General features: G+C 62.3%; 13 protein-coding genes and 1 pseudogene. 10 read left to right on the plus strand and 4 right to left on the minus strand.

Annotated elements, in window-relative coordinates:
* Positions 1–10: 10 nt before the first annotated feature.
* The 9 genes from IPF76_RS10915 (at position 11) to IPF76_RS10955 (ending at position 6,603) form a co-directional block, all read left to right on the plus strand.
* Positions 11–802 (plus strand): inositol monophosphatase family protein, encoded by a 792-nt coding sequence (locus IPF76_RS10915; RefSeq protein ID WP_293843412.1) that lies wholly within the window; start codon positions 11–13, stop codon positions 800–802.
* 198 nt (positions 803–1,000) lie between these two features.
* Positions 1,001–1,369 (plus strand): 30S ribosomal protein S13, encoded by a 369-nt coding sequence (rpsM, locus tag IPF76_RS10920; protein WP_088442503.1) that lies wholly within the window; start codon positions 1,001–1,003, stop codon positions 1,367–1,369.
* Positions 1,370–1,470: 101 nt separating this feature from the next.
* Entirely contained in the window at positions 1,471–1,860 is a 390-nt protein-coding gene (gene rpsK, locus IPF76_RS10925; RefSeq protein WP_003040416.1) for a 30S ribosomal protein S11, read from the plus strand.
* 107 nt (positions 1,861–1,967) lie between these two features.
* Positions 1,968–3,026 carry a DNA-directed RNA polymerase subunit alpha gene (locus tag IPF76_RS10930; RefSeq protein WP_293697749.1) on the plus strand — a complete coding sequence of 353 codons (1,059 nt, stop codon included), beginning with the start codon at positions 1,968–1,970 and terminating at the stop codon, positions 3,024–3,026.
* 115 nt (positions 3,027–3,141) lie between these two features.
* The gene (gene rplQ, locus IPF76_RS10935) at positions 3,142–3,564 is read left to right on the plus strand and encodes a 50S ribosomal protein L17 (RefSeq protein WP_293843415.1); all 423 of its coding nucleotides are present in this window, start codon (positions 3,142–3,144) and stop codon (positions 3,562–3,564) included.
* 193 nt (positions 3,565–3,757) lie between these two features.
* Complete coding sequence (locus IPF76_RS10940) at positions 3,758–4,114, plus strand: helix-turn-helix transcriptional regulator (RefSeq protein ID WP_293843418.1); 357 nt, start codon at positions 3,758–3,760, stop codon at positions 4,112–4,114.
* 60 nt (positions 4,115–4,174) lie between these two features.
* Positions 4,175–4,750, plus strand: coding sequence for a MarR family transcriptional regulator (locus tag IPF76_RS10945; protein ID WP_293843421.1), 576 nt, complete (start codon positions 4,175–4,177; stop codon positions 4,748–4,750).
* 97 nt (positions 4,751–4,847) lie between these two features.
* On the plus strand, positions 4,848–5,486 hold the full coding sequence (locus IPF76_RS10950) for a DUF4166 domain-containing protein (RefSeq protein ID WP_293843424.1): 639 nt from the start codon (positions 4,848–4,850) through the stop codon (positions 5,484–5,486).
* Positions 5,479–6,603 (plus strand): saccharopine dehydrogenase NADP-binding domain-containing protein, encoded by a 1,125-nt coding sequence (locus IPF76_RS10955; protein ID WP_293843427.1) that lies wholly within the window; start codon positions 5,479–5,481, stop codon positions 6,601–6,603. Before IPF76_RS10950 ends, IPF76_RS10955 begins: the two co-directional genes overlap by 8 nt.
* On the opposite strand, the gene IPF76_RS10960 is transcribed toward IPF76_RS10955, so the two are convergent.
* Together IPF76_RS10960 and IPF76_RS10965 are read right to left on the minus strand one after the other, a co-directional pair.
* Positions 6,586–7,584: a radical SAM protein gene (locus IPF76_RS10960; protein ID WP_293843430.1), complete on the minus strand. Its 999-nt coding sequence runs from the start codon at positions 7,582–7,584 to the stop codon at positions 6,586–6,588. The genes IPF76_RS10955 and IPF76_RS10960 overlap by 18 nt on opposite strands.
* 18 nt (positions 7,585–7,602) lie before the next feature.
* Complete coding sequence (locus IPF76_RS10965; protein WP_293843433.1) at positions 7,603–7,911, minus strand: hypothetical protein; 309 nt, start codon at positions 7,909–7,911, stop codon at positions 7,603–7,605.
* A 316-nt stretch (positions 7,912–8,227) separates the two neighbouring features.
* Between IPF76_RS10965 and IPF76_RS10970 the strand changes: the two genes are divergently transcribed.
* Positions 8,228–10,348, plus strand: a complete 2,121-nt coding sequence (locus IPF76_RS10970; protein ID WP_293843436.1) for a prolyl oligopeptidase family serine peptidase — start codon at positions 8,228–8,230, stop codon at positions 10,346–10,348.
* A 35-nt stretch (positions 10,349–10,383) separates the two neighbouring features.
* On the opposite strand, the pseudogene IPF76_RS10975 reads toward IPF76_RS10970, so the two are convergent.
* Both IPF76_RS10975 and IPF76_RS10980 read right to left on the minus strand, forming a co-directional pair.
* Positions 10,384–11,661, minus strand: a pseudogene (locus IPF76_RS10975) (ISL3 family transposase).
* A 12-nt stretch (positions 11,662–11,673) separates the two neighbouring features.
* Entirely contained in the window at positions 11,674–12,708 is a 1,035-nt protein-coding gene (locus IPF76_RS10980; protein WP_000098298.1) for a permease, read from the minus strand.
* Positions 12,709–12,726 lie beyond the last annotated feature (18 nt).

Below are 12,726 nucleotides of genomic sequence, written 5' to 3' on the forward strand. Positions count from 1 at the left end.
ACGGCGGCGGATGCCCGGCCGCAACCTCGAAGCCGCGATCGCCGCGACGCGCGAAGTCGGCGACATGGCGATGGCGCGATGGCGCGGAGAAGGAAAGGCGGTCGATGTCTGGCACAAGTCGCACGACAATCCGGTCAGCGACGTCGACCTCGCGGTCGATGCGCGGCTGAAGGCGGTACTCGGCGCGATGGTGCCCGAGGCGGGGTGGCTTTCCGAAGAAACTGCCGACAACGCCGACCGCTTGTCGTGCCGGGCGCTGTGGTGCGTCGATCCGATCGACGGCACCCGCGACTTCATCCGCGGCCGTCCCGGCTGGTGCGTGTCGGTCGCGCTGGTGATCGATGGCACGCCCGAATTCGGCATCCTCTATGCCCCCGCGCTCGACGAATTGTGGGTGGCGCAAAAGGGCCAAGGCGCCCAGCTCAACGGCGAAACATTATACGCCAGCCAGCGCACGACATTTTCGGGGTCGCGCGTCCCCGCCGATGCGCTGCCGAAAGTCGACAGCGACCTCGTCATCGTCACCAAGCCGAACAGCATCGCGCTGCGCATGGCGCTCGTCGCTGACGACCGCGCCGACCTGGTCGCGACGCTGCGCTGGGGCTTCGAATGGGATGTCGCTGCCGCGGCGCTGATCGCGGCCGAGGCAGGGGCGACCGTCACCGATGCTTTTGGCGATGCGCTGATGTTTAACACACCGCGCGCGCAGGCCTTTGGCGTGATCACTTGCGCACCGGGAATCCACACAGCCGTGGTCGACCGCTTGCGCGATCGCGCGGTGATTCTAGGATCGGCATCCTAACGGTCGAAACGCCGTGCAAACCACCGCACTCGGCTTGACAATCGGCCCGACTCACCTTAGTTGCGCCTCCATTCCGACATCATGACCGGACGGCGAAGCGCATAGCGTGCATTCGTGGTCCGTTTTTTGCGTTGGAAATCAGACGCTTTGAGATGGGGCCGATTGCCTACGGCCCTGTGGAGCAGGAGAAAGTAACTTATGGCACGTATTGCGGGCGTCAACTTGCCCACCAACAAGCGCGTGATCATCGCGCTCACCTACATCCATGGTATCGGCCGCAAGACCGCCGTCGACATCGCCACCAAGCTGGGCATCGATCAGTCGCGCCGCGTCCAGGACCTGTCCGACGCCGAAGTGCTGCAGATCCGTGAAACGATTGACGCCGACCTGACGGTCGAAGGTGATCTTCGCCGGACCACGGCGATGAACATCAAGCGCCTGATGGATCTCGCCTGCTATCGCGGCCTGCGTCATCGCAAGGGCCTGCCGGTCCGCGGCCAGCGCACGCACACCAATGCGCGCACGCGCAAGGGCAAGGCCAAGGCGATCGCCGGTAAGAAGAAATAAGGTCTGAGCGCGTCCGTCCGGGCGCGCTTCCTTGTTTCCCCTGCCGGGGCAGCGGCGCATCGCCCGCCACCGGCCATTCAGGATTAGGTTAGGATTACATCATGGCTCGTGAACCGCAGCGCCTTCGTCGGCGCGAACGCAAAAACATCTCGTCGGGCGTCGCGCACGTCAACGCGACCTTCAACAATACGATGATCACCATCACCGACGCGCAGGGCAACGCGATCGCCTGGTCGAGCGCCGGAATGATGGGTTTCAAGGGGAGCCGCAAGTCGACTCCCTATGCGGCGCAGGTCTGCGCCGAAGACGCCGGCAAGAAGGCCGCCGAACATGGCGTCCGCACGCTGGAAGTCGAAGTGAAGGGCCCCGGCGCCGGCCGTGAATCGGCGCTGCGCGCGCTGCAAGCGGTTGGTTTCCACATCACCTCGATCCGCGATGTGACCCCGATCCCGCACAATGGTGTCCGCCCGGCCAAGCGCCGCCGCGTCTGACGCCTGCTTCGGATGCGCCCCATTTCCGGGGCTGCATCCGCTATACTCCTAACGCCGGACAGATTGGTCGACCCCCAATTCGTCCCGCCAAAAGCAAAGGGAAGACCATGACTGTCAATATCCGGAACTGGCAGGAATTGAAGAAGCCCAGCAACCTGGAAATCAAGGCTGGCAGCGACGGCAAGCGCAAGGCGACTTTCGTCGCCGAACCGCTCGAGCGCGGCTTTGGCCTGACGCTCGGCAACGCGCTGCGCCGCGTATTGCTCTCGTCGCTCCAGGGTGCGGCGATCACGTCGATCAAGATCGAGAACGTCCTCCACGAATTCTCGAGCCTGACCGGCGTGCGCGAAGATGTCACCGACATCGTCCTGAACGTGAAGCAGATCGCTCTCAAGATGGAAGGCGAAGGCCCGAAGCGGCTCCAGCTTTCGGCGACCGGTCCCGCGACCGTCAAAGCTGGCGATATCATGGTGTCGGGCGACATCAAGGTGATGAACCCGAACCATGTCATCTGTCACCTCGACGACGGCGCGACACTGAACATGGAACTCGTTGCCGACACCGGCAAGGGTTATGTCCCCGCGACCGCCAACCGGCCGATCGACGCGCCGATCGGCCTGATCCCGGTCGACTCGCTCTACTCGCCGGTGCGCCAGGTCGCCTACAAGGTCGACAATGCCCGCATCGGTCAGGAACTGGACTATGACAAGCTGAACCTGACCGTCGAAACCGACGGCACGATCACCCCGGAAGACGCCGTGGCCTACGCCGCGCGCATCCTCCAGGACCAGCTCCAGGTCTTCGTCCACTTCGAAGAAGCGATGAACGACAGCGGCATGATCGGCATGGCGGCATCGCCGACCACCGCCGACGAGTCGGACGTCAACCAGCTCAACCGCTTCCTGCTCAAGAAGGTCGACGAGCTCGAACTGTCGGTCCGCTCGGCCAACTGTCTCAAGAACGACAACATCATCTACATCGGTGATCTCGTGCAAAAGACCGAAGCCGAAATGCTGCGCACCCCGAACTTCGGCCGCAAATCCTTGAACGAGATCAAGGAAGTGCTGTCGTCGATGGGTCTTCGCCTGGGCATGGACATTCCCGGCTGGCCGCCGGAAAACATCGAAGAGATGGCCAAGAAGCTCGAGCAGGAACTGCTGGGTTAATCGAGATAAGCGCCCCGGTCCGCCGGGGCGCTGTCACAACGGGAATGGGTCGGCCCGCAATCGACCTGGCTTGGGGTACCTCACACGGCCCCTCTGACAAACGAAGGAAGTTACCATGCGTCATAAAAAGGGCGGCCGGAAACTGCAGCGCACCAGTGCGCACCGCACGGCCCTGTTCCGCAACATGTCGGCTGCGCTCATCAAGCATGAGCAGATCACGACGACCGTCGCCAAGGCGAAGGAACTGCGTCCCTATATCGAAAAGCTGATCACGCTCGCCAAGCGCGGTGGTCTGGCCAATCGTCGCCTCGCGATGAGCCGCCTCATGGACGACACCCAGCTGGTCAAGCTGTTCGACACCCTGGCCGAGCGTTACAAGGACCGCAACGGCGGTTACGCGCGCGTTATCAAGGCGGGTATCCGCGCTTCCGACGCGGCGCCGATGGCGATCATCGAACTCGTCGATCGCGACGTCGACGCCAAGGGCCAGGATTCGGGTCCGGTCGAACAGTATGACGAGGATATGGCGGAAGCCTGAGCCTCGCTCTAACGACACAAGATCAAGGGCGGCCTCCGACAGGATGGCCGCCCTTTTCTTCTGCGCCAGGTCAATTTGCCGCCGCAACGGCTGGTGTACTCGCACATAAAAGCGCGGCGCCTCACCGTAGCGCTCGTGTATTTACCACGGGATGGCGAGTGAAAGTAACGTCCGTCCGCTGCCCGATGATCGAATGGCAATAGACCCAATGGGACAGGCGCGTTCGGGGACCAAATCCCTCGGCACCCGCTTGCGCCAGCTCCGCGTCACGCACCGGCGCAGCCAGATGCAACTGGCGACCAAATTCAACGTCAGCGTACCCGCTGTATCGGCGTGGGAACATGACCGCCCCCGCCCGCGCCATGGAAGTATCGCGGCCCTTGGCAAGCTGCTGGGGGTGTCCACCGCCGAATTGCTGGGCAGCAACGGTCGCGAATTTTCGCCCGACGTGCTTGCCGAAAGCCGCGCCCACATTGCCCGCGTCGTCGGCACGACAACCGAAAAGGTCCGGATCCTGATCGGGTTCTGGAGCACCCTGACTCGGCCCTGATACCGATCCACGTCAAACCTTTTCATTGACATTCAGTCCGCTGTGCCTGATATTTCTGTTATGACAGAAATTGTAGAATATGAGTCGAAACTGTCTCCCGCGGCGACCGAATTCATCCTCCATTGGGGCAATTTGGGCGGGCAATGGGGGGTCAATCGATCGGTGGCGCAAATCCATGCGCTGCTGTTCGTGTCCGACCGCCCGCTGCATGCCGAGGAGATCGCAGAGATGTTGGGGCTGGCGCGTTCGAACGTGTCGAACTCGATCAAGGAACTGCTCGGCTGGCGACTGATCCAGCGGGTGCCGCTGCTCGGCGATCGGCGCGACCATTTCGCCGCCGAGACCGACATCTGGGAAATGGTGACGCGGATCGCGGCGGGGCGCAAGGCGCGCGAGGTCGATCCGGCCGAGGCGGCGCTGAAAGCCTGCGTCGCGCGCGCCGCGCACGACCCGCAGCTGAGCGAAGATGCCAAGACGCGTCTGTCCGACATGCTCGATTTCGTGACGACGATGAGCCGCTGGCACGACGAGATGCTGAACGTCCCCAAACCCGCACTGATGCGGCTGATCAAGCTGGGTGCCGGGGTGACGAAGCTCATCAACTGGCGCCCGGGCAAGGGCAAGAACGCGGAATAGGAGACGAACGATGCGGGAACGGGTCCAACAAAAAAGCGGCGTCGATTCCCGGTCCCCTGGCGACTGTGTCGAGCGGGATGAGGATGACGGTGCGGCCGTGACCCGGCACGAACCATACCCGGGAGACATGGCGCTCACCGACGACCGCTTTCGCCGGCTCGTGCCGCATGCCGCTTGGGACGCGCTGCCCGAGGATGTGCGGCGGCGTTTTTCCAAACGACTGACGGGGCAAGCGACCGCGACCTACAGCGGCGAGATCGTGTGGACGCGGTTGTCGGGTGCGGGCTGGCTGCTGGCGCAAATGTGCCGCCTGATCGGCGCGCCGCTGCCGCTGGCGGCGAGCGGCCCTGCACCCGCCGCGGTGGCGGTCAGCGAAGATCGGCTCAGCAGCGGGCAATGCTGGACACGACTCTACGGCCGACCGCGGGGACATCCGCAAGTGATCCATAGCGCCAAGAGCTTTTCCGGCGCGACGGGGCTCGAAGAGCATATTGGCGGCGGGTTCGGCATGGCGCTGACGGTGCGCGCCGAGGGTGGCGCGCTGATTTTCACGTCCGAGCATTATTTCTGGCGTCTCGGCCGCGTCCGGCTGCGACTGCCCGGCTGGATGACGCCGGGGAAAACGGTTGTGACGCACCAGCATCTGGGCAGCGGCCGCTTTGCGTTCGACCTCAAGGTCACGCACCCGCGGCTTGGCCCATTGGTCAACCAGCATGGGCTTTTTCGCGATGGCTGACCTGCGCGTCCTGCTGATCGGGGCGACGGGGGTGTTCGGGAGCCGGCTCGCCGAACGGGCGGTGCGCGAGTCCGGCATCGCGCTGACACTGGCCGCGCGCGACCGGCCAAAGCTCGATGCGCTGGCCGCGCGGTTGGGCGGGCTGGCGGTGCGGGTGCTTGATCGCGAACGCGTCACGGGAGCTGACCTTGCCGGGTTTGATGTCGTTGTCGATGCCGCAGGGCCGTTTCAGGCGTCGGCGCCGACGGTGATCGCGGCGGCGATCGCGGCGGGCGTTCACTATCTCGACCTGGCCGACGGGCGCGAATTCGTCGCGGCGATCGGCAATCATGATGCGGCGGCGAAGGCAGCCGGGGTCAGCGTCACCTGCGGCGCGAGCTCCATCCCGGCGCTGTCGCATGCGGTGATCGATGCGCTGACCGCCGGGTGGACAAGCATCGACACTATCCGCATCGGCATCTTCCCCGGCAACCGCGCGCCGCGCGGACTGGCGGTGGTGCAGGCGATCCTGTCCTATGTCGGCCGCCCGGTGCGCGTTTGGCGCGGAGGGACGTGGACCATCGTGCCGGGCTGGGGAATGACGCAGCGCTGGACGGTCCCGGGCGTGGGCCAGCGCTGGGCGAGTGTATGTGATACGCCCGAGCAGGATCTGCTCGTCGCGCGCTATGCCCCGCAGGGCAGCGCCGAGTTTTTCGCGGGGATGGAGTTGAGCCTGCTCCATCTGGGGCTGGCGCTGCTATCCTTGCCGATACGCTGGAGGTGGGTGCACAGCCTGCGCCCGGCGTCACGGCCGTTGCTGGCGGTGGCGAAGCTGTTGCTGCCGTTCGGCAGCGATGTCGGGGCGATGGACGTGATCGTTCACGGGCGCGGTGCATATGGCGGGCCAGCAAACGGCCGCTGGACGCTACGCGCCGACGGCAATCGCGGGCCGTATGTGCCGGTGCTTGCGGCGCTGACGATGCTGCGGCGATTTCAGAGCGGGCACGCACCTGCGCCGGGCGCACGGGTGTGCGCCGGGATGCTGACACTGGCGGAGTCCGAGAGCGATTTTGCGGCGTTGGGAATCACGACCTCAGGCGTGGACATTGACCGCGCCCGCTCAATGCACAAGCTGTAGCTGCGCTCGGGTTTCGAGCAGTTCGTACCAGTTGAGATACGGCCAGCCCTCTTCGTCGTCGACCACCTCCTGCCACAGGCTGCGGCACAGGGCGCGAAGGTCGCCGAGCTTCGTCGCCCGGAAGCGGCGAGCGATTTGCGGCAGCGGTTCGCTGCCGAGGCGGCCGAGGCGGAGCGCCGGTCCCATCGCGTGGCAGATCGGGCTGAGTTCGCCATTGGCCATCACGACCAGCGGGTTGAGGATGTCCGAAAGGCGCGGATTGCTCATATCATCGCCCTCGCCCGGCACCACCAGATCGGGCCGCGCGGCGAGCGTCGCCCGGTTGAACAGATCGACATGGATCGCCAACCGCTCGCCATAGTCGGCCTGCAATGCCAGCGCCGTGAGCCAGGTCCGCGCGAGGATTTCGCCGTCGAGCCCACCGCCGGCAAGCCCCTCTTCGGCCGCGCCGACCAGGCCAAGCGGATGCAGTTGAAGGATGCGCGCGCCCTGTTCGACCGCGAACTGCGCCATCCAGGGCAGGTCGGCCAAGCTATCCCGCGTCACGGTATGCGCAATCCCGAAGGGCAGCCCGGCACCGCGCACGACATCGAGGCCCTTCAGCATCCGCGCGAAGGCGGTGGGCGAGCGGCGGATTCGGTTGTGCACCGCCTCACGGCCATCGACACTGACGGCTACGAGATCGAGCTGCGCCAACGCCGCCGCGCGAGGCCCGTTGAATACGGTGCCGTTGGTCACCGCGAGGCGGCGCAGGCCCAGTGCCTTCGCCGCCGCCAGCACTGCGGCGAAATCTTCGTAGAGAAACGGCTCACCGCCGGAAAAGGCGACGACGCCATAGCCTTCGTTCGCGGCCTCCTCAAGAAAACGGATCAGCGCGCCCGCCGATAATTGTTCGGTCTCACGCGGCCCCGAAGCCGAATAACAATGGGCGCAGGCGAGATTGCAACGACGGTTCAGGTGAACCTGAACCGTCTTGCTCACAATGGCACCGACCAAGGGTCAGTGCCCACGCACCGCGACATGGACATTGACCAGGCGTTCAGCCGGAATGCCGTTGATGATGACGCTGGGGTTGAGGGTGCCTGCCGCCAGCAAATCGCCCAAAATGGTGCCGATCTTCGTCCGCGGTACCTTGAAATGCACGCTCGCCAGATCCTCGAACGGGGGAATGCCGTTGTCGAGAATATCGATGATCTGGATGTCGCCGCTCGCTTCAATCTTCGCGACATGCTCGGCAAAAGCCTTCATGCGGCCTTTGTCGAAACGCGCGGACGAAAATTTGGTCGCTAAGTCGTGGGTCGCTTTCATCGGGAATATCCCTTTCGGTTGCGCAGCCCGAACAATTGCGACCCGTGGCTGCGGTGACCCGGTTAAATCAACATTCTCATCATAACAAGTTAGATGACAATAAATACTGTGGTAAAACGCGTGTTTATTCGTAAACAACTGATGCACTATTATTTGTGATCCATCGCGGCACATAGTCTGGTAGATGAGAGCGTGTAAGCATGCGCAGAGGAGGGCAAGGGGCCGGGTCGCCGGACAAATCCGCTTGCTCCCGGCTTTTCCATCCTTACATATCTGCGCACGATAATTTCCCCCGGATCATGAGGATCGCCTTGCCATGCACCGTAAAACCCTGTTCGCGCCGCTGGCGCTGGTTGCTCTTTCCATGACCCCGGCGGCGGTCCACGCGGCCGATTCCGCGTCGGCATCGGCTCCCGCACCGGCGCTGACCTATCCCGAAACAGCGCGCGGCAACACGGTCGATCCGCAGTTCGGGGTCGAAGTCGCCGATCCCTATCGGTGGCTGGAGGACGATGTCCGCGTCAATCCGAAGGTCGCCGCCTGGGTCGCGGCGCAGAACAAGGTCACCGACGCTTATCTTGCTACCCTGCCCGGTCGCGAAACGTTCAAACAGCGGATGACCGAACTGTATAATTACGAGCGCTTCGGGCTGCCGACCAAGGCGGGAACGCGCTATTTCTATACGCGCAACGACGGACTCCAGCCGCAGTCGGTACTCTATGTCCGCGAAGGGCTGAAGGGCGAAGGCCGCGTGTTGATCGACCCCAATTTGTGGGCGAAGGACGGCGCCACCGCGCTCGCCGAATGGAACCCTTCGGAGGACGGCAAGCATCTGCTCTATTCGGTGCAGGACGGCGGCACCGACTGGCGGATCGTGCGGGTGAAGGACGTCGCGACCGGTCAGGATCTGTCCGACGAGGTTCGCTGGGTGAAATTTTCGGCGCTCGATTGGGCCAAGGACGGCAGCGGTTTCTATTACTCGCGCTTTCCCGAGCCGAAGGATGGCGAGGCGTTCCAGTCGCTCAACGAAAATCACAGCGTCTATTTTCACCAGCTCGGCACTCCGCAGAGCGAGGATGTGCTGATCCATGCGACGCCGGACAAGCCCAAGCTTAACAATAGCGCGATCGTCACCGACGATGGTCAATATCTGCTAGTTGTCGGGTCCGAAGGCACCGACGCGCGGCTGGGGCTGACACTTTACCCCATCGCCAAGAGGGTCGGCAAACCGATCACGCTGGTCGATGATTTCGCGAACAACTGGGAATATGTGACGAACCAGGGGCCGCTGTTCACCTTTGTCACCAACAAGGGCGCCCCGCGCGAGCGGCTGGTGGCGATGGACATTCGCAAGCCCGGCAAGCTGACCGAACTGGTCGCCGAAAGCGCCAACACGCTCGTCGGCGCATCGCGCGTGGGCGATCGCATCATTCTGTCCTACCTTGGCGATGCGAAATCGCAGGCCGAGATGATCGCGCTTGACGGCAAGAAAGTCGCCGACATCAAGCTCGCCGACATCGGATCGGCATCGGGCTTTGGCGGCAAGTCGAGCGATCCCGAAACCTTTTATGCCTTCTCGAGCTATGCTCGCCCGACGACGATCTATCGGCTCGACACCGCGACGGGAAAAAGCGAGATTTTCGCCGAGCCCAAGCTGACCTTCAAACCCGATGATTTCAGCGTTGAGCAGCGCTTCTACAAATCGAAGGATGGCACCGAGGTGCCGATGTTCCTCGTCATGAAAAAGGGCCTCGACCGCAGCAAGGGATCGCCGACATTGCTCTATGGCTATGGCGGCTTCAATGTGTCGATGACCCCCGGCTTTTCGCCGACGCGGCTGGCGTGGGTCGACAAGGGCGGGGTACTGGCGATCGCCAACCTGCGCGGCGGCGGCGAATATGGGAAGGCGTGGCACGACGCCGGGCGACTCGACAGGAAACAGAATGTCTTCGACGATTTCATCGGCGCAGGCGAATATCTGATCGCGCAGGGGATCGCCGGCAAGGGCCAGGTCGCGATCGAGGGCGGCTCGAACGGCGGGCTTCTCGTCGGCGCGGTCACCAACCAGCGCCCCGACCTGTTCGCCGCAGCGCTGCCTGCAGTGGGGGTAATGGACATGCTGCGCTTCGACCGCTTCACCGCCGGACGCTATTGGGTCGACGATTATGGCTACCCGTCGAAAGAGGCCGATTTCAAGAACCTGCTCGCTTACTCACCCTATCATAATATCCAGTCGGGCGCCGCTTATCCCGCAGTCCTGGTGACCACCGCCGATACCGATGACCGCGTCGTGCCGGGGCACAGCTTCAAATATACCGCGCAGCTCCAGCATGCGAACGCGGGCGCGAAGCCGCACCTGATCCGCGTCGAAACCCGCGCCGGTCACGGCAGCGGCAAACCGACCGACAAAATCAGGGTATACGGATTTAATGGTTGATGGGGCACCTTTACCCCACCAACCTGATACCATTATCAGATGGTTGATAGATCGACTCCGTAGTTGAGTTCCTCTGCGAAGTCCGGCAGTCCGTAACCGATGGTTTTCTTGTAGAAAGGAGAGACCTTCGCAGTCGGTGCCTTCTTCTTGTGCTTCGTGGTGTAGAGCATTCGTGCCCGCATCACCTCGAAGGAGTAACCGCGCCCTTCACGGTTCTTGTCCTTGGCCAGTCGGTTGATGGACTCCGTGTAAGCGTTGGTGACGGGCATGTCCGTCTCGAAGTAGGTCATGGTCTCTTCGCGCCAGTTTCCCACTGCCCTGACCAGATCGCTCCAGACTTCCTTTTGGCCCTTCGGGATGGTGGCTATCCACTCGTCCAGGGCGGCTTCTGCCTGGAGCCGTGTGGTGGCGTCCCAGATGCCGTAGAAGCGCTCCTTGTGCTCGTAGGCGGCCAGCAGTTGCGGGAACGCGCCTGTCCAGGTCTCCATGATGAGGCGCTCCCGGTCTGAGACTTCGTGAGCGCGTTTCAGCAGGATTTTCCGGTCTCCCTTGAGAGTCCGGCTCTGGGACGGTTTCAGCTCCTTTCTGAGGCCCTTGCGCACTCTCTCTAGGGCATCGTTGGCCATGCGCACCACATGGAACTTATCGACCACGATACGGGCCTGGGGCAGCACAGCCTTGACCGCTGCCCGGTAGGGGTTCCACATGTCCATGCTGACGATCTCGACCTTCTGCCGGTCTTTCAGCTTCATCAGGTAGTTGGTCACCACGTCCTGGCGGCGGGTGGCCAGCAGGTCGAGCAGGGTTCGCTCCTCAATGTTGGTCAGAATGCAGCGGTAGCGCTTGTTCAGGTATAGCTCGTCAATGCCCAGGATGCGGGGCGTCTCGAAGCGGTGCCAGCGCCCCAGGAACTCGGCGCGGGCGTTGAAGATGTCGCGCACCGTCTTCTCGTCCAGGCCGGTCTGTGCCGCCACAAGGTGTAGGGGTGGTTGAAGGATTCCTTCTCCACGTACTCATGCAGCCGCAGTGTCATACGGAATCCGTCCACCATCTCCGGTAGCTGGGGCCTGAATGTTGTCTTGCAGGCCCGGCAGGTGTATCGGCGGCGGACCACCCAGAGAGTGACCCGCTTGCCGTGGATGGGCAGATCACGATAGGGAACGTCACGCTTGCCGAACCGCACGAACTCACCCTGCACGCCGCACCCCCTCGCAGGCTACTGGTGTAGGTGCTTCAAGCCGAAAATGTATGTCTTCATTCTGCTCATCAGAATCCACCAACTGGTACCCAGGAAGGCTTAACGAATTAATCATCTCCCGCCTTGATCAGAAAAACAGGTAGGTGGCGTAACCGGCAATCATCGCCATAGCAAAAATGACTGCTAAAAACGCCGCTAAAAGCTTCAGCGTGAACAAAGAGCGCAACAGAATGAGCTCAGTCAGGCTGGCTCCGGCACTGCCGATGATCAACGCTAGCACCGTCCCGGCACCCACGCCTTTGGCCATCAGAGCCGCTGCCAGAGGTATGACGGCTTCAGCGCGAATATACAACGGCACGCCGATGACAGCGGCAACTGGAATGGCAAAGGGATTATCTGGGCCTGCATACTGCTCCAATAAGTCAGTGGGCATGAAACCATAGATCACGCTGCCAATCGCAATACCGATGAGCAGGTAAGGCAACACATCGATAAAGTCCGACCAAGCTTCCCGCCACACACCACTGTACTTCCCTTCTTTCTTAACCGTGACAGTGGGTTGACTGTCACAGCATTCGCTAGACGTAGAGACTGTTGTCTTCCTATCAGCCCCGCAAGAAGCCGTCTTCGGAGTGGTGTCGCAGCTGTTGGTGCCGCAACTCGATGCGGTCGATGTAGCACTGCACGGGCTTGCTGATGAACTACATCCACTGCTCTCTTGTGTCGCCGTCCGGCGCACATAACGCTCGAAGCCAAGCGTGTGAAGCAGCCATCCGGCACCTACCGCGACCACCAAAGCGGCGAGCACATAGATAGCAGTAAGTGTCCATCCAAACGTGGCAACCAGCAGGCCGACGACGATAGGATTCAGCAACGGAGATGAGAAAAGAAACACCATCATCGGCCCAAAACCGGCCCGTGCCCGAATCAACCCTTTCAACATGGGGATAGTCGAGCAACTACAGAAGGGCGTTATAGCTCCTAAACCAGCAGCAAGAAAATAGCCTCGCTTCCCACTGGAAGTCAGTAACGCTTCCACCTTGGATGGTGGGATGTGACGTTGAAGAACTCCGACCAGCAAGCTAATGCCAATGAATAAAACCGATAGCTCGATAGCGAGAAAGGCGAACATGCCTAGAGCGTCTTGGAGTTGAGATGACATTCAATATTACTCCTATAT

Origin of the sequence: Sphingopyxis sp., from assembly GCF_016704835.1 — a bacterium.
Classification (GTDB): domain Bacteria; phylum Pseudomonadota; class Alphaproteobacteria; order Sphingomonadales; family Sphingomonadaceae; genus Sphingopyxis.